Source organism: Clostridium punense, assembly GCF_017874425.1.
Lineage (GTDB): Bacteria > Bacillota > Clostridia > Clostridiales > Clostridiaceae > Clostridium_J > Clostridium_J punense.
Genome location: NZ_JAGGLL010000028.1, coordinates 42,199 through 57,759 on the forward strand (window position 1 = coordinate 42,199; position 15,561 = coordinate 57,759).

At 31.0% G+C, this 15,561-nt stretch carries 18 protein-coding genes and 1 pseudogene; 14 read left to right on the forward strand and 5 right to left on the reverse strand.

Annotation, left to right across the window (positions count from 1 at the left end; genetic code table 11):
* The first annotated feature begins 215 nt into the window (after positions 1-215).
* On the forward strand, positions 216-908 hold the full coding sequence (locus tag J2Z44_RS15950; RefSeq protein WP_021281679.1) for a nucleotidyltransferase domain-containing protein: 693 nt from the start codon (positions 216-218) through the stop codon (positions 906-908).
* A 194-nt stretch (positions 909-1,102) separates the two neighbouring features.
* On the forward strand, positions 1,103-1,597 hold the full coding sequence (locus J2Z44_RS15955; protein ID WP_021281680.1) for a rhodanese-like domain-containing protein: 495 nt from the start codon (positions 1,103-1,105) through the stop codon (positions 1,595-1,597).
* 217 nt (positions 1,598-1,814) lie between these two features.
* On the opposite strand, the gene J2Z44_RS15960 is transcribed toward J2Z44_RS15955, so the two are convergent.
* Positions 1,815-2,729 (reverse strand): GNAT family N-acetyltransferase, encoded by a 915-nt coding sequence (locus J2Z44_RS15960; RefSeq protein WP_021281681.1) that lies wholly within the window; start codon positions 2,727-2,729, stop codon positions 1,815-1,817.
* A gap of 339 nt (positions 2,730-3,068) precedes the next feature.
* Between J2Z44_RS15960 and J2Z44_RS15965 the strand changes: the two genes are divergently transcribed.
* From J2Z44_RS15965 to J2Z44_RS15990, 6 genes are all read left to right on the forward strand, one after another.
* Positions 3,069-3,530, forward strand: a complete 462-nt coding sequence (locus J2Z44_RS15965; protein WP_021281682.1) for a GNAT family N-acetyltransferase — start codon at positions 3,069-3,071, stop codon at positions 3,528-3,530.
* Between the two features lie 338 nt (positions 3,531-3,868).
* A complete protein-coding gene (locus tag J2Z44_RS15970; RefSeq protein WP_021281683.1) occupies positions 3,869-4,210 on the forward strand; it encodes a PadR family transcriptional regulator in 342 nt (113 codons plus the stop codon).
* Complete coding sequence (locus tag J2Z44_RS15975) at positions 4,203-4,868, forward strand: permease prefix domain 1-containing protein (RefSeq protein ID WP_021281684.1); 666 nt, start codon at positions 4,203-4,205, stop codon at positions 4,866-4,868. The genes J2Z44_RS15970 and J2Z44_RS15975 overlap by 8 nt, the downstream gene beginning before the upstream one ends.
* Positions 4,865-5,803: a DUF4097 family beta strand repeat-containing protein gene (locus J2Z44_RS15980; RefSeq protein WP_021281685.1), complete on the forward strand. Its 939-nt coding sequence runs from the start codon at positions 4,865-4,867 to the stop codon at positions 5,801-5,803. The genes J2Z44_RS15975 and J2Z44_RS15980 overlap by 4 nt, the downstream gene beginning before the upstream one ends.
* 486 nt (positions 5,804-6,289) lie before the next feature.
* Positions 6,290-7,192 carry a helix-turn-helix transcriptional regulator gene (locus tag J2Z44_RS15985; RefSeq protein ID WP_031270935.1) on the forward strand — a complete coding sequence of 301 codons (903 nt, stop codon included), beginning with the start codon at positions 6,290-6,292 and terminating at the stop codon, positions 7,190-7,192.
* Between the two features lie 76 nt (positions 7,193-7,268).
* Positions 7,269-7,529, forward strand: coding sequence for a zinc ribbon domain-containing protein (locus J2Z44_RS15990; RefSeq protein WP_021281687.1), 261 nt, complete (start codon positions 7,269-7,271; stop codon positions 7,527-7,529).
* A gap of 243 nt (positions 7,530-7,772) precedes the next feature.
* Here J2Z44_RS15990 and J2Z44_RS15995 read toward each other — a convergent pair whose 3' ends face one another.
* Positions 7,773-7,874, reverse strand: a complete 102-nt coding sequence (locus J2Z44_RS15995; protein WP_017416661.1) for a putative holin-like toxin — start codon at positions 7,872-7,874, stop codon at positions 7,773-7,775.
* 113 nt (positions 7,875-7,987) lie between these two features.
* Between J2Z44_RS15995 and J2Z44_RS16000 the strand changes: the two genes are divergently transcribed.
* The 4 genes from J2Z44_RS16000 (at position 7,988) to J2Z44_RS16015 (ending at position 10,102) form a co-directional block, all read left to right on the forward strand.
* On the forward strand, positions 7,988-8,125 hold the full coding sequence (locus J2Z44_RS16000; RefSeq protein WP_161624438.1) for a hypothetical protein: 138 nt from the start codon (positions 7,988-7,990) through the stop codon (positions 8,123-8,125).
* Between the two features lie 227 nt (positions 8,126-8,352).
* Complete coding sequence (locus J2Z44_RS16005) at positions 8,353-8,523, forward strand: hypothetical protein (protein WP_162830934.1); 171 nt, start codon at positions 8,353-8,355, stop codon at positions 8,521-8,523.
* Positions 8,524-8,708: 185 nt separating this feature from the next.
* The gene (locus J2Z44_RS16010) at positions 8,709-9,617 is read left to right on the forward strand and encodes a DUF2268 domain-containing putative Zn-dependent protease (protein ID WP_021281691.1); all 909 of its coding nucleotides are present in this window, start codon (positions 8,709-8,711) and stop codon (positions 9,615-9,617) included.
* Positions 9,618-9,703: 86 nt separating this feature from the next.
* Positions 9,704-10,102 carry a (deoxy)nucleoside triphosphate pyrophosphohydrolase gene (locus J2Z44_RS16015; protein ID WP_021281692.1) on the forward strand — a complete coding sequence of 133 codons (399 nt, stop codon included), beginning with the start codon at positions 9,704-9,706 and terminating at the stop codon, positions 10,100-10,102.
* Positions 10,103-10,196: 94 nt separating this feature from the next.
* Here the strand turns inward: J2Z44_RS16015 and J2Z44_RS16020 are convergent, their stop codons facing one another.
* Together J2Z44_RS16020 and J2Z44_RS21990 are read right to left on the reverse strand one after the other, a co-directional pair.
* Entirely contained in the window at positions 10,197-12,911 is a 2,715-nt protein-coding gene (locus tag J2Z44_RS16020; protein ID WP_021281693.1) for a DUF3427 domain-containing protein, read from the reverse strand.
* Positions 12,869-13,096: a hypothetical protein gene (locus tag J2Z44_RS21990; RefSeq protein ID WP_021281694.1), complete on the reverse strand. Its 228-nt coding sequence runs from the start codon at positions 13,094-13,096 to the stop codon at positions 12,869-12,871. The genes J2Z44_RS16020 and J2Z44_RS21990 overlap by 43 nt, the downstream gene beginning before the upstream one ends.
* 374 nt (positions 13,097-13,470) lie before the next feature.
* Here J2Z44_RS21990 and J2Z44_RS16025 point away from each other — a divergent pair, with 374 nt between their 5' ends.
* Positions 13,471-14,334 carry a DUF4351 domain-containing protein gene (locus tag J2Z44_RS16025; protein ID WP_209649805.1) on the forward strand — a complete coding sequence of 288 codons (864 nt, stop codon included), beginning with the start codon at positions 13,471-13,473 and terminating at the stop codon, positions 14,332-14,334.
* A 78-nt stretch (positions 14,335-14,412) separates the two neighbouring features.
* On the opposite strand, the gene J2Z44_RS16030 is transcribed toward J2Z44_RS16025, so the two are convergent.
* Entirely contained in the window at positions 14,413-14,901 is a 489-nt protein-coding gene (locus J2Z44_RS16030) for a GNAT family N-acetyltransferase (RefSeq protein WP_021281696.1), read from the reverse strand.
* A 299-nt stretch (positions 14,902-15,200) separates the two neighbouring features.
* On the opposite strand from J2Z44_RS16030, the pseudogene J2Z44_RS16035 reads away from it, so the two are divergent.
* A pseudogene (locus tag J2Z44_RS16035) lies at positions 15,201-15,476 on the forward strand (DUF2200 family protein); the annotation flags it as partial.
* Positions 15,477-15,561 lie beyond the last annotated feature (85 nt).

The window sequence follows — 15,561 nt, forward strand, 5'->3', positions numbered from 1 at the left end:
AATATATTCATAGAGGATATGATTAGGAAAAACTAAGAGATTATAGAAAAAGTGAAATCATGGGGACTGCCTTCCGTAAAGTGAATGCTTACTTTGAATTACTAAATGAGGAAATAAAAAAACCATTTAAGAGGTAAAAACAGATAATCTCATAACAAGCCAAGCTCAAGTGTGTATTCTTTAAAAGAAGTTTATAAATTATAAAGGAGAGTATTATGTTTAATTTTGAAATAGATTATCCATCAGTAAACTATAAAAATTATATTGAATGTGTTTATGAATTTTGTAAAAGTAATAAATTCTCTATGATTTTGAAAGGGTCATTAGCAAAAGGTACAGCAACAAAATTTTCTGATATTGACTTAATAATTTTAGGTAACCTTGATGGTTCTAAAGTTGATGAGATTATTTCACTTTATGGTAATCCTGTAATGACAAACTTTACTGAAAATCCTAAAGGTATATTAATCTTAGCTTATGAGGATAGCACTTCAGTAGATCTTGAGATAAGAGAAACAATTTCACAACAAGATTTAGAAAATAGTATAGTTCTTTTAAGATATGATGAAAACTTTATTATAGATAATAAAAATGTAATAAGAAAACAGGTAGAATCTAACTATATGCCGAATAGACCAGAATGGTATAAGGTATTAAGATTACTTCATCGAGGAACTATAAAATACCTATCAAATAAAACTCACAGTGCATATGGGCTTTTAGATGAAATTAAAGAAGGGCTTAATTCATTAGGTATTACGAATTTAAGTTATAGTAATAACTTTGAGGGGGATATAAAATTAATATTTCATAGGTTTTGCAGAGAATTTCAAGTAGATTCACAAATAAAAGGCTTATTTGAAAATCTCTTTAAAGAATTTTCTCTTAAGGTTATTAATAATGAATAAAACCAATTTCCATCATTAAAGCCTTAATTATTATAGTTTAACTTTATATGTGTAAGAAATTTTAACTATTGATAAATGTAATGGATATAAACGTGTTTATTGGAAACTTCCATAAGGAATTATAGCCAAGCTATGTTAATATAATTATGGCATTTGATATTTGGTTTATATATCCAAAATAGGAGGAAATAAGTATGAAAAAAATAGTAAGCTTAGTAATGACAGCGGTTCTAGTAGCAGGTTTAGCTGTAGGCTGCTCAGCAAAAAAGGATACAGGAGCAACACAAGCAGCAGGAACTCAACAGGCTTCCACAGCTCAACAAACTCAAACAACTGAAGCTAAATTTAAATACTATACAGCTGATCAAGTGAAGGAAAGCATTGAAAAGAAAAAGGATATGATTCTTTTAGATATTCAAGTAGAAAATGAGTATAAGGAGCATCACATAAAAGGTGTTATTCCAACTTATGCTTATCCAGTGAAGACTGATGATGAGAAGAAAAAGCTTGATGCTGCACTTCCAAAACTTGAAGGAACTGCACCTATAGTTATAGTTTGTCCAGGTGGAGCAGGTGGAGCTGAAAGAACTTATGATTATTTAAAAACAAAAGGAATAAAAGAAGATAGATTATTCATTCTTGAAAAAGGACAAAAAGCATGGCCACATGCAGATCTTTTAGAAAAATAATTATAAGAAATTTAAAGAAGCCTCTATTTAGTTTAGTATAACTTACAACTATAGGGTTCCTTGATGGAGTTTTAACTTATTCATTATGATAAACCCTTAAGGGAACCAGTATAGGACTCATGTATAAGTTAAGTTTTAACTCTGGTTCCCTATAAATAGAGGCTTAGTTTTTATTTAAGTAAAAATAATCTGAAAGACCTTAAGCTATCTAGTGAAATTAAAGAGCTCTCCTCCAAAAACCGCCTTTATCATAACACTTAAAGCCAGTAGAACTGTAGAAAGCCATTCGATCTTCACCATGACATATTACATAGGCAGCTTTTCCACCAAGAGCCTTAAGTCTATTCAAAGCCTCAAGGATTACAACCTTTCCAAGGCCTTTTTTTCTATGGTCAGGATGTGTGCCCACAGGTTCAAGTACCCCTGTCAGAGTCTCTTCATCGAACCATAGAATACAGCAGGAGGCTAAAGTACCATCCTTATACTTTGTAACAATATCCAAATCCTTTCTATACATAGGTGCATTTAGTCGTGCATAAAAATACTCTGGAATATTTGGCTCATAGCTTTCAACAGAATTGAATATTTTATAGCCTAATTCATAGCGTTTTATTAATTCAATATCCTCACTCATAGAATGAACAGTATAATCCTCTGGCACTTCAGGTTTTTCAATTTCACCCTCTAAAGATTGCTCATTAACAAAAATAGGCACTGGTGGCTTCTTATAGCCTCTTGCTTCTAAAACTTCATTTCTATATTTATTAGCCTCTGTTGACCAAATATACACCATATTTTCTCCATTAGGGCCAGTTACTAACTCATTTTCTCCCCAGTCCAGTGATTCTGACCAGTCTATCATTTCATTTGTTAGCTCATAGTAATCGGGATGAACATCTAAGTACTCGCCAAAATCATAAGCTGTACTACCTACAGCAACTATTTTACCAGAATCCTCCCAAATTTTAATTCTGTTATGCCATATCTCAGTTTCTTTAGGATCATAATTCTCATTGTCATCCCAAAACTGCGGCATTATCCAATATCTATTATTATTTAGTTTGTACAAATCCCTTAAAAAGTGGATTATCTTTTCATAATCTCCCTGCTCATAATTCCTTGAAGTTATCATAAAAATTCCCCCTATAAATCCATAGCATATTTATTAATTGCAGTAACTACAAAATAAAATGCTAAATTCCCCAATTTATATTCTATTATAGCTTAAACAGACTAGGTGGGGTAGTTAAAAAACATTTCTGTAGAGTTCTTAACACAAAGCAAATATCCTTATCTCTATGAAAAGATAGATGAATTGAAATTATTAACTCATGGGGGCAATACTATATGCCTTTTGTCATCTTTTAAAACTTTTCGATTAAAACTACATTGTCCAATAAAGCTTTTATATTATTAATGTTATAATATGAATTATAATGTAAAAAGTGGAACTTAACTAAGGGGGCTATTAATGAGGATATATTTTAAAGAAATTACTATAGAAAATTGGGAAGAGTGCATTGAATTGAAAGTTTCTAGGGAACAAGAAAAATATCTCCCACACTCAAATCTTAAATCAATTGCAGAGTGGAAGTTTAATCCCCATTGGACTGCCTTAGGGATTTATATAGGCGATAATATGATAGGGTTTTCTATGTATGGTACATTACATGATGATGATCCCACATATGATGGAACTATGTGGATTATGCGTCTGATGATTGATGAAAGATATCAGGGGAATGGGTATGGGAAATTAGCTTTAAGTGAATTAATAAAAATAATTAAAAATCAGGGACAGCATAAAGATATATGGATTAGTTTCCATCCTGAGAGTAAGACAAATCTAAACTTATATTCACATTTTGGTTTTAAGCAAGTTATTACTGGTTTTGAAGCAGAGGATGAAGTCTTTTATAAACTTGAATTATGATTTTGTAAAGACAATTATCAATTACTTAGTTTTGTATAAACAAATACTTAGTAGTTTTCGCATGGTGAGTGCAAGAAATGGATTCTTTGAAAAGAAAATGAATGGGGGATTTTTTAAAAAGCTAAATCTTAAAAATAAGATTTGGCTTTTTATTTTTACTAATAATTAACCTTCATTATTAATATAAAGGTTAGCTATTATTTTATAGTAAAGCTATAGGGATTTTTTATAAAATATATACATAAAAATAAAACATACATTGACAGGCGAGGTATGTAAGAATATAATATATGTATAAGTAAAAAATGGAAAATAACACGGCAGAGAGGGGGAACAGTATGTCAATAACCTCAGATATCATAAGAGGACATACAGAAACCATTATTTTATCCTACTTGGCAGAAAAGGATAGTTATGGGTATGAGATAAATAAATCAATTCAACAAAAGACAGACAATAAATACGAGCTTAAAGAAGCAACTCTTTATTCAGCCTTTAGGAGACTAGAGGAAGCTACTTTAATTAATTCATATTGGGGAGATCAAACCACAGGAGCGAGAAGACGATATTATGCAATAACGTCACTTGGAAGAGCTGCATTGGAGCAATATAAAACAGATTGGGAAGATGCAAAAAAATTAATTGATACATTAATTTATGGGGGTAATAAAAATGATTGAAAAGTTTCGTGTTAAGTTGAACGAATTATTTGAAAATGCACCACAAACAAGTAGGGCAAGGGAGCTTAAAGAAGAGCTACTAGCAAATCTTATGGATAGATATAATGACTTGGTAGCTAGTGGGAAAAGTGAAGAAGAGGCTTTTAATATTGCCTTAGCAGGTATAGGGGATATCGATGAATTAATAATAAGTCTAAAGGATAGTTATGAATTTAACCCAGAGCAGATGAGACAAGATCGTGAAAAAAGAGCATTTATATTATCGATTTCTATAGGCATGTATATTATGAGTGTTGTTATTTTAATATTGCTTACTAGCGTATTTAGAGTAAGTGGTGACATAGCAATATGCATAATGTTAACAATAGATGCTTTGGCAACTTGTCTAATAATATATAATGCAGTTTCTCGTCCTAAATATATTAAAGCTGATGATACAATTGTTGAGGAATTTAAGGAATGGAAGTCCGCTAATAATACAGAAAAAGAAGTAGTAAATTCAATAAAATCAATAATGTGGCTAGTTATAATAACTCTATATTTCCTTTTAAGCTTTACATTGCGCATATGGTCATTTTCTTGGATTTTATTTATAATTGGTGCTGCAATTGAGAGGGTTATTACATTAGTTTTTCAATTAAGGAAGCAAAAAGAATGAATAGAAATTTAAAAATTATAAGAATCGCAATGTGGAGCCTTGTTGCACTGGGATTAACAGCAATTTTAATCCTTGGTATTACTAATTCAAATGGAATCAGTGGGGGTTTCCACTTCACTAATCGTATAATAGACTCTAATATTGCAGTTCAAAAAGAGGAAAGTTTACAGATAAAGGGCGTAAATAAAATAGTCATCAATTTCTCAAGTAGTGATATAGTAGTTAAGGCTACAGATGAAGAGAATATGAGAATAATTCAAAAATCAACTAAGACTTTAAAAGATGATGAAAAATTCCAAGTAATACAAGGGAATAACCAAATTACAATAGAAAAAAGAAAGTTTGGAAACTTATCTAATACTTGGAGCTTTGGATACTTTAAAGAGGTAATTGAAATATACCTTCCTAAAAATTATAATTCAGATTTAGATATTGAAACATCTTCAGGAGATATTAAACTTGATTCTGATATGATATTAAGCAATGCAAATGTTTCTGCTAGCTCTGGAGATATTGCAACAAAGTATAATTTAGATGCTAAAGGTATTAATATGGTAACTAGCTCTGGAGACATTAATATAGAAACTTTAACAACTTCTGATTACAAAATAAAAGCTACTTCTGGAGATATTAAGATTAACTCACTAACTGGATCAGGTAAGGTAGACACATCTTCAGGGGATATAAAACTACAATACAAGGACATTGAAGAGTATTCAGAAGTAACTGCTACTTCTGGAGACGTTAAGCTTACAATACAAAAGGGCATGAGCTTAGAATTTAAAGGAAAATGTAGTTCTGGTGATATAAATTCTAACCTGGATTTGAATTACAAGGATAAAAATCATCATGAAGCAGCTGCCAAGATTGGGAATGGTCCTTATAAGAAAATTACTGCCAATACAAGTTCTGGAGACATCAGTATTTCTAATTAAATAATTAGGATATAGTATAATGATTCTCTCATTATTAACGGGGCGACAACTAAAGTATCAAAAGAGTACTATAAAGTCTAGAAAGAGTTAAAGAATTAATAAATTTAAATATGAAGCCATGTGGGCAAATGCCACATGGTTTTTGTCAGCTTTAAATAATGAAAAAGTTAATTTTACTTAGAAACTTTGAAAGCAGACTTGAACTAAACAAATCCGATTTGGTAAAGCAAAGGTAGCTTTATGAATAGAGTACGTTTGTTACACTAAAGCAACTTACCTATGCTAAGTAACTGTCACTTAAAAAAGATGGCAGACTTAAATCTTACAGAATCTTATTAAAACTTTTCACTTAAAACTTTATTGTTAAATAAAGCTTGCGTTTTTAAAATGTTATAATATGAATCATAATGTGAAAAATGGAACCTAAATATGAGGGCTATTAATGAGGGAGATTTTAAAAAAAATTACTGTTTTGGGGGAGATTTATTGAAGCGATTATTTGAAATAGTGTATTTACTATCGGAAAAAAGATGTATAAAAGCTAGTGAGCTAGCAGAACACTTTGAAGTATCTGTACGAACTATTTATCGTGATGTGGAAATGTTAAGTATGACGGGAATTCCTATATATGCTAAAAAAGGAAAGTATGGAGGAATTGCAATTCTTGATAAGTTTGTCTTTGAAAAAAGTATTGTATCTAAAGAGGAACAACTTGAGATTTTAACAGCCCTTCAAAGTGTACAAGAGGTAGAGAAAAGCGAAATTAATGATTTGTTAGTTAAATTATCGGGGCAATTCCAAATAAAAAATCCAAATTGGGTTTCAATAGATTTTTCTGATTGGAGTAATCAGCGTCAAGAGTTATTTCAAACAATTAAATTTGCAACTGTAAAAAACCGTGTATTAAAATTTGATTACTATGGTAGACATGGGGAGTTTTCAACTCGTAGAGTAGAGCCAATACAGCTTTGGTTTAAAGGATATGCATGGTATTTAAGAGGGTACTGTGAAGAAAAACAAGGAATTAGGGTATTTAAATTGACAAGAATGAAAAGAGTTCAATGCCTGGATGAGTCTTTTGAAAAGAAAGAGTTTAAAATGGCAGATAAAGAAGACCTTGATAAATATACAGATGATCCAGAAAATAAAATTTCATTTTCTATGAAAATAGATAAGTGTAGGGCATATCAAGTATTTGATTCTTTTGAAGAACATGAAATTACATGTAATGATGATGGAAGTTTCACTGTATCATTAAATTACCCCAAAGATCAGTGGCTTTATGGAATGATTATGTCCTTTGGAAATCATGCTAAAGTTATTTCTCCTGAATCCTTAAAAGTTGAAATTGCTAATAAATTTAAAGAAGCTTATGAAAATTATCTTTAAAGTTGACAGACTGGTGTCAACTTTAGAATGGTAAGATAAAGCAGAAGTAGTAATTTATAGTAAGGAGAGATAGATTATGGAACAAAAAATATGTCAAAGCTGTGGTATGCCTTTAGAGGATGAGAAAGACCTAGGAAAAAATTCAGATGGATCAAGAAGTGCAGACTATTGCTGTTATTGTTTTTCTAATGGCAACTTTATAAAAGATGAAACTTTAGAAGAAATGATTGAAAGCTGTATCCCTTTTAGAATAAGTGAAGATTGTCCAGATGCAGAAACTGCAAGAATTAACATGATGAGCTATATGCCAAATTTAAAACGTTGGAGAAAGAAATAATGGAGGTTTTTTATGTTATACTTAGGGTTCATTTATCTTGTTGTAGCGGACATAATAAATATTAAAATTATATAGGTTTATTTTTTATTAAAATTTGATATAATATAAGTAAGAAATACAAATAATAAAAAAAGTAGAGTGCGTCAACACTCTACTAATATACAATTCTAGTTGCTTAGGCAACTGGTATCACTAAATTTTTAGTTTATAAAAATAGTAGCTTCCAATTGCGAGTCGGGGCTACTATTTTTTTGATATTTTATCCATAAGTAACACTATAAATGTTAATAGCGCCAATAAAAATAATCCACCAGTAAATAGTAACGTTAAAACATCATTACTCATAAGTATCACCTCCCTTCAAAAAGAGGCAAGTGATACCAGTAGCCCACGATTAACTATTGAATTGTACTTTACAATTATACCATAATTATGAAGTACTTATACAGTGGAATAAAATGAAAAAAGCTTGCGATATTCTTAGGGATGAAATACGCAAACAAGTAAGTGAGAATAGTAAAAGTCTTCAAGCTGGGCTTAGGCAGATGTTCCAGCTGTTGAGCTTTTCAATTATAGAAGATTTATGGAAAGACTAATGGATAGTAAACAACCAGAACACTAGAAGAAGCTTAAGGTAGATAAAATTAATGAACACATATTAATAACAATAAAAAATACTCTTCAAGCTATCAGTGAAGCCTATAAATATGATAAAATTACATTAGAAGATTATAATGAAATGCTAGCAATAGTACAGAATTTAAATGATTATTTTATAGATAACTATAATTACTATAAAGGATTAAGTAAGGAGGTTGAAACTATGTTTAAAAGTTTTTATGACCCAGAGGTTGAAAAAATGGGAGCTCAGAAAGAAAAAGAAAATATAGCTAGAAATTTACTTCGTAAAGGTTTTAATATTGAGATCGTGGCAGAAACAACAGAATTAAGCCTAGAAAGAGTTAAAGAATTAGCGAAAGAAGTAGTGAATTAAAATGTGAAACCATGTGGGTGATACTGCATGGTTTTTGTTATCTTCAAACTTCTTTTATCTCAAAATATAAGTAAGTTTCTGGATGTCGTTAATGAATCAGCTTCAGCATTTATTATTGAAAGCAAAAAAATCCTTGACATTGACGCTACGTAAAGAATTAAGCTGTTATATAGGGAGGCGATAGTATGGAGAAGTTAAGAGTCAACTTAATTAATAGCTTAGAGTTCTATGAGAAGTGTTTACATGGAAAAGGTAGTGAGAATTCTTTCAGATATGAATTGATGCAGCCATTAAAAACAATGTGGGATTATTTAAATGTGCCCTTAAAGGCAGCAACACCTAATGGATACGATGTTGTTATGGCATCAGAGATGTTAGGAATTTGGACACCAAGAAAATCAATTCAGCAAGTCAGCGATAATTTATCAAAACTTATTGAAACTAGAATCTTTGAAGAATATGAAGAAGTAATAAAAAAGGGAGTTCGAGAATTTGAGAACATAGGTTATTCTATCCCACTAGAAGAAATTAACTTAAGCATTCTTTTAGGGGATGAAGACAGTAGAGAGATGGAAACAAATAAAGGATATTCAGGGTTTGGGGGAATACCTGGATATATTATGCTAATGGTTGTTCCTAATGAATTTAATAAAAATAGGTTAAAATCAGCCTTAGCTCATGAGTTTAATCATAATGTTCGTTTTACTTTTGAACCATTCAATCATGGGGATGTGACAGTAGAAGAATATTTGGTAATAGAAGGTTTAGCTGAATGCTTTGCAGAAGAAATCTATGGAAGAGAATTCATAGGTCCTTGGGTTGAAAATTTTGATGAAGAAGAAATGGAATACTCAAGGGAAGTAATTAAAGAGGGCAGAAAAACTAAAGGCTTTGCAGAAGTATCAGCTTATATGTTTGGGGATGAAGTTGCTAAAAAACAAGGATATAATCCAGTAGGCTTATCAGCTAATGCAGGGTACACCATCGGGTACCACTTAGTTAAGGAATATTTAGCAAAGAGTAAAAGGAGCATTGCAGAAGCAACAATTACTCCTTCAGGAGAAATAATTAGAGTTTCTGAGTTTTTTAATTAAGTACTTTAATAATCGTAATACAATTTACAATTGAAGATATTCAAAACTCCCACCCAATATGTTAAACTATTGCCGAGGTGTTTCAAATGAAAAAACTAGTTAAAGTTGTAGGTGCAATTATTGAAAATAAAAACTCAGAGGTTTTATGTGCTTTAAGGTCCACAAAAATGTCTATCCCAAACCAGTGGGAATTTCCAGGTGGCAAGGTTGAGCAGGGCGAGGAAGTTAGTGACACTATAGTTAGAGAAATTAGAGAAGAACTAGGCTGTCACATTGAATTTAAAGAAGTTTTTCATGATAATACTCATGAGTACGATAACTTTATTGTTAATTTAATTACGGTTAAGTGCCGTATTGTAGAAGGTGAGCCTGTAGCATCGGAGCATGATAAGCTTATATGGCTTAAGAAGGAAAACTTAAAATCCCTTAGCTGGGCTCCAGCAGATGTGCCAGCTGTTGAGCTTTTAGTTAAGGAAATGCTATAAAAAAGCTATAGCTACAGTAATACAGAGCTCCCTTTGTGGTATACAGTTTAATCAATAACACTGTGCACCATAAAGGGAGCTTTTGAAAATCATACTATACCTTTTTTACAAATTCATTATATAAGCTTTGAGGAATTTCATGTTCTAGTTTTAGGTGCACAGTAATTGGTTTTTCACCACTAAATTCAAAGGTATCACCTTTACCGATATAAATATAAGGTTCCACACTTCCATCGATTTCTTTATACTTTCTTATGAAAAGATGAAGATTAATGTTTCTATCCCTATTAAAGATGATATTTTTACCTCTTTCAGAACCTTGGGAGGTATTGTTTGGTGTTTGCCACTGAAAAACTCTTCTGCTGAGGAACTTATCTTGATAATTGATGCTTTCCTTTATATCTTCTTCTTTATGAAGGTCAATATAAAGGAAATAATTATTACCATTGGTTATAAGACCGCTACCTCTGAAGGAACTATGAATTTTAGTATAATTAGAAAGTAGAGCCGCATCCACCATTTGATATTGTTCGTAAAGTTTAAAGAAGGGCATACCATGGTAGTCAGTGCCAAATTCTTTTTCATACCTTACTATGCCATAATTAAGTACATCCTCAATGTAAAACCTAAACTTATCCACTGAAATTATAGTCTTAAATTCCTCTGTAGTATGTAAAATACCATCTATAAGATTAAAGGATTTAATATTGCTTTTAAGCTGAGAGGAATCATAAAACTCTCCATTTAAGAATCTAAAGCTGTGCAAAATGTCCTCATCCGTCACAGTTGAAATGTACTTTAAGATTTCATTTCTGCCTTGTTCTAGTGAAAGATTGTGATGATTTAAGCAATATTTAATTATGGCAAATTCATAGACTCTTTTTAAAGGAAGCTTACTAGAAAGTTCCTTTAATAGCTTAAAGAAATCACTTGTATAAAGTAAACCTTCTAATTCTTCATCCTTTTCCATTTTAGCTAGAAATCCTAAGTAAGTTTTTTCTCTTTTAATGAATTTATTAGGATCAGGAGCTCCTTCATATTTAATATAATCCATTAAGGAATAGGGAACTTTGCCATTACGCATCCTCTTAAATTCCTGATATTCCTCTTTTAAATACTTCATAGAGTTAAAGTTTTCATTATTAAGCTGCTGAAGTATTCTTTCTTGGGAGATTCTATCCATTTGGATATGAGTGCACCCAGGAACACTGGCAAACTCAGTGGCAACTGCAACCTTTAAACTATCCTTGTCGTAGAATCTAGATCCATTTAAGGCGATGGCAATTAAGAAAGCCTTATTGTGATTTCCTATAAAGTCCAAAACCGTTAAAAAGCTTTTATCCTGATGCTTTCTTAGTCCTCTACCTAATTGTTGTATAAAAACAATAGGGGAATCAGTGGGTCTTAGCATTAAAACTGTATTTATAGAGGGAATATCCACCCCTTCGTTAAATATATCCACAGTGAAGATTACCTTTAAGTCATCTCCATCATCCTGAAGCTTATCTATGTATTTTTGTCTTTCTCCTGGTTTATCATCTCCAGTTAGACATACACTGTTTATTCCTCTTTTATTAAACTCCACAGCCATAAATTCTGCATGTTCAATACTAGCGCAAAAGCCTACACATTTTAGGGAATCTCCATCGTGACCATAAAAATTCATCTTATCAATGATAAAATCCACTCTTTCATTAACCTTCAGTCTCTTAGTAATTTCAGTAATATTATCAAGGCTAACTCCGCTAAGATCTACCCCTTCCACATCGGTGATTCCAAAGTAGTGAAAAGGGATTACTAAGTTTAAATCTAGTGCCTCATGAAGTCTAACCTCTAAAGCCACGTTATTATCAAAGATTCCAAATACATCATCACTATCACTTCTCTCAGGAGTAGCAGTCATTCCAAGGAGAAACTTTGGCTTAAAATAATCTAATATTTTCTTATAGGTTGGACTTGAAGCATGGTGAGCTTCGTCTATGATTAAATACTCAAACTCATGAGGATCAAATTCTTCTAAGCTATTGCATAGGGACATAGTTGAAGCAAAGAGATAATCTGCTCCCTTTTCTTTTTTAGTACCTGTTAAAAGTCCAATAGTTTTTGTTTTATTCTTGCTAAGTCTTTCAAAGGTATTAGCAGCACTTTTTAAAATCTCTTCTCTATGAACCACAAAAAGCATCTTTTCAGGCTTATAATTAATCACATCAAAGGCAGACATATAGGTTTTACCAGTACCTGTTGCTGCAATAACTAAGGCCTTATTTTCTCCATGTAATCTCAGTCTATGTAAGTTTTCTGTTGCCCGAACCTGCATAGCATTGGGCTTTATAATTTTAAAATTATCAAACTCCACTGTTTTTCTTGAGTCAATAGCTTTAATTTCTTTAATAAAGTTTTTATAAGTTTCTAAAAAGGTGTCATCAACAATATCAGTGCAATTCCAGAGGCTCTCATACTCTTTTAGCACATCATGGGTAAACTCATTATCCTTCTTAGAAATAACCTTAACATTCCATTCCACATTACTCTTAAGAGCCTTTTGAGTAATATTAGAAGAACCAATGATGATTTTATACTCATCCTTATTTTCAAAAATATAAGCCTTAGTATGAAGCCCACTTTCCTTTGAAGCCACAAAAATTTTTAAATCAATATTATCAAAGGTGTTAATTTTCTCCAAAGCTTTAGGCTCCGTAAAATTTAAATAGGTAGAGGTAATAATTTTCCCCTTAACTCCAGCATCCTCTAAATCCTTAAAAGTATCTAGAAGTAGCTGAAGGCCACTAAAATTATAAAAGCCACACAAAAATAAAACCTTTCACATTCTCTAAGACATTTTTTAAGCTCATTTAATAGATTGCCGCTTTCAGAGTTTACAATGAGCTTGTTATTAACTAAGTAAGAGTTATTTTCAATACCCTTTGGCTCTACAATTAAAGGTTTATTCTCTAAAATCTCCTGAGCAAATATCTTGCTAGCTATATTATCCATACCCTTTACCCCATATCCACTGTAATTTTAATAATATCATTAGTATATTGTAATTTTATCATGTTTAGCTTATTATAACCAGAAACACAGTAGATACATGAATACAAATATATTTTGCACAAACCAAGGACGCAGGTTTTACTTATGGTTTGGCTATTAACGGGTTCTGTGGAGGTAACATTACGCAAAATAGGCGAGTAAGATAATTGATTTTTTTCACCATACCTAAGTTGATTTAAATTTATTAAGTAATGGATAAATATTGCTAAAACTTATATAGAAAGATATATAGTTTTAAAATTAATACGAACATATGTTTATAAAACTCCTATTATGTCAATAATATAAATACTATACTAGAAAGGAGTTTACATATGGATTATAATAAAATTGAAGACACAGTTATGAAAAAGGCTATGGAATTTTTTAAGGATAATGCAGTTAAATTCTTTGGAATTAGTACCAAAGTTGTTGCATCCGCAGAAACAGAAATAAAAACCATCGATATTAAGAATAATAGTATTGATTATTTATTCCACACTGAAAATGGTGAACTGCTGCATTTTGAATTTCAAACCACAGATAAAAAGGATGATTTGAAGAGGTTTTTGTATTATGATGCCTCACTATATTACAGAGAGAATAAAAGAGTGAGAACTATGGTAATATACTCAGCAGATATTGAAGAAGTGCAAACTGAGATAGATATCGGAACTATAAAGTATTCAATTGAAGCATTTTATATGAAAAATTTAGATGGCGATGAAAAGATTGAATACTTGAGGAATAAAATTAATAATAAAGAACATTTAACAGATGAAGATATTTTAAATTTAACTTTTATACCATTAATGAAAACAAAAATGAGTAAGTCAGAAAGAGCTTTAGAAAGTATTGAACTTGCAAGTAAGATACCGGAAAGTAATGAAAAGTTAAAATGCATGTCCTTACTCTACGCGCTCTTTGAAAAATTTGGAGATAAGGAAAGTAAGAAAAAGTTTATGGAGGTGTTTAAGTTGACTGAAATTGGTAGAATGTTAAGGGAAGACGGTAAAGAAGAAGGAAAATTAGAAGGAAAAGCTGAGATGTTAATTAAACAGTTAATTAAAAAATTCAAATCCGTGCCTGAAGAGTACAAAAATAGAATTAAAGGTCTCCCAGAGGAAACTATAGAAGTTATTGCAACGGAGATTTTTGATATAAAGAGTTTAGATGAATTAAAACAGTATTTTGCTTAATAATTAAAAAACTTGCAGAAAACAAATATATATTTAGATGAGTTAACTGAGAGCTAGGTGGAACAATCCCACCTAGCTTTACTTGTTATCTGTAATTTCAATAAAATTGAACTTTTTATATAAATTATAGGCAGGTGTATTATCCATGTGAACATCTATAATAAGGTCTGTTACATTGCTTGTACACATATCATTTATACATTTAGATAATAGAGTAGAGCCAACACCTTTATAACGATATTCTGGTGAAATATGTAATGAGTAAATATGTAGTAGTTGCTCTTTTTGAGGTAGTCCTATTAAAATACCAATAGTTTCATCATTATCATGTGCAGTGATGATATATCTATTAGAAAAATCACCCAAAATCCCCTTTTGAAGATTACTAATAAATTTATCTGGTTTTTGACCTACAGTATCTGGGTCTAATATTCCTACTATAAATTTTGATAAGTAGTACTTTAGGCTTTCTTCTAGTTCTATACCTTCTAAAAGTAATTTCTTTACGTGAAACTGAGATGAAATTTCTACGGGCTTAAGTGAAGTTTTTTTCAGTTGAATTCTCATTAATTTACCCTCCTATTTTTACAATAATGTGTTACTATTGCAAATAATCAACAAGTAAATTATACCATAGTATACTAAATGTGGATATTGTGCAAAGTCGTTAATTTTATATAAGCATCAAATAATTTATCACCTACAAATGTTATAAAAGTGGTGAGAGGATACTCCTATAATGGTAGTAGGGAATTTATAGGAAGTAGAACATTTTATAGGATTCACATAAAAAATAAGCATAATTTTCATTTAAATGAATTATTTTTGTGATATAATAAAGAAAATTATATAAGCGAGGATTTTTTATGACTAAACATAATATATATACAATGAGTGTAGCAAAAGTCTATCCTCTTTTGGTTGCTAAGGCAGAAAAAAAGGGACGCACTAAAGCAGAAGTGGATGAAATCATTTGTTGGCTAACAGGATATAGTCAGGAAGAGCTAGATGCTGAGTTGGAAAAACAGACAGACTATGAAACCTTCTTTGCTGAAGCACCTATGCTTAATCCTTCAAGGACTTTAATCAAAGGCGTGGTTTGTGGTGTCCGAGTGGAAGATATGGAAGAGTCAAGGTTGAAATTTAAAGTATGAATAGCTATAAAAATATGATGGCATAGCAAACAAGCCATCCGAAGGGTGACTTTTAAAAATTAAATATACAATT

Coding starts and splice junctions, on each gene's coding strand:
- J2Z44_RS15950 (WP_021281679.1), top strand. CDS start 216: ATGTTTAATTTTGAAATAGATTATCCATCAGTAAACTATAAAAATTAT.
- J2Z44_RS15955 (WP_021281680.1), top strand. CDS start 1,103: ATGAAAAAAATAGTAAGCTTAGTAATGACAGCGGTTCTAGTAGCAGGT.
- J2Z44_RS15960 (WP_021281681.1), bottom strand. CDS start 2,729: ATGATAACTTCAAGGAATTATGAGCAGGGAGATTATGAAAAGATAATC.
- J2Z44_RS15965 (WP_021281682.1), top strand. CDS start 3,069: ATGAGGATATATTTTAAAGAAATTACTATAGAAAATTGGGAAGAGTGC.
- J2Z44_RS15970 (WP_021281683.1), top strand. CDS start 3,869: ATGTCAATAACCTCAGATATCATAAGAGGACATACAGAAACCATTATT.
- J2Z44_RS15975 (WP_021281684.1), top strand. CDS start 4,203: ATGATTGAAAAGTTTCGTGTTAAGTTGAACGAATTATTTGAAAATGCA.
- J2Z44_RS15980 (WP_021281685.1), top strand. CDS start 4,865: ATGAATAGAAATTTAAAAATTATAAGAATCGCAATGTGGAGCCTTGTT.
- J2Z44_RS15990 (WP_021281687.1), top strand. CDS start 7,269: ATGGAACAAAAAATATGTCAAAGCTGTGGTATGCCTTTAGAGGATGAG.
- J2Z44_RS15995 (WP_017416661.1), bottom strand. CDS start 7,874: ATGAGTAATGATGTTTTAACGTTACTATTTACTGGTGGATTATTTTTA.
- J2Z44_RS16000 (WP_161624438.1), top strand. CDS start 7,988: ATGAAAAAAGCTTGCGATATTCTTAGGGATGAAATACGCAAACAAGTA.
- J2Z44_RS16005 (WP_162830934.1), top strand. CDS start 8,353: ATGTTTAAAAGTTTTTATGACCCAGAGGTTGAAAAAATGGGAGCTCAG.
- J2Z44_RS16010 (WP_021281691.1), top strand. CDS start 8,709: ATGGAGAAGTTAAGAGTCAACTTAATTAATAGCTTAGAGTTCTATGAG.
- J2Z44_RS16015 (WP_021281692.1), top strand. CDS start 9,704: ATGAAAAAACTAGTTAAAGTTGTAGGTGCAATTATTGAAAATAAAAAC.
- J2Z44_RS21990 (WP_021281694.1), bottom strand. CDS start 13,096: ATGGATAATATAGCTAGCAAGATATTTGCTCAGGAGATTTTAGAGAAT.
- J2Z44_RS16025 (WP_209649805.1), top strand. CDS start 13,471: ATGGATTATAATAAAATTGAAGACACAGTTATGAAAAAGGCTATGGAA.
- J2Z44_RS16030 (WP_021281696.1), bottom strand. CDS start 14,901: ATGAGAATTCAACTGAAAAAAACTTCACTTAAGCCCGTAGAAATTTCA.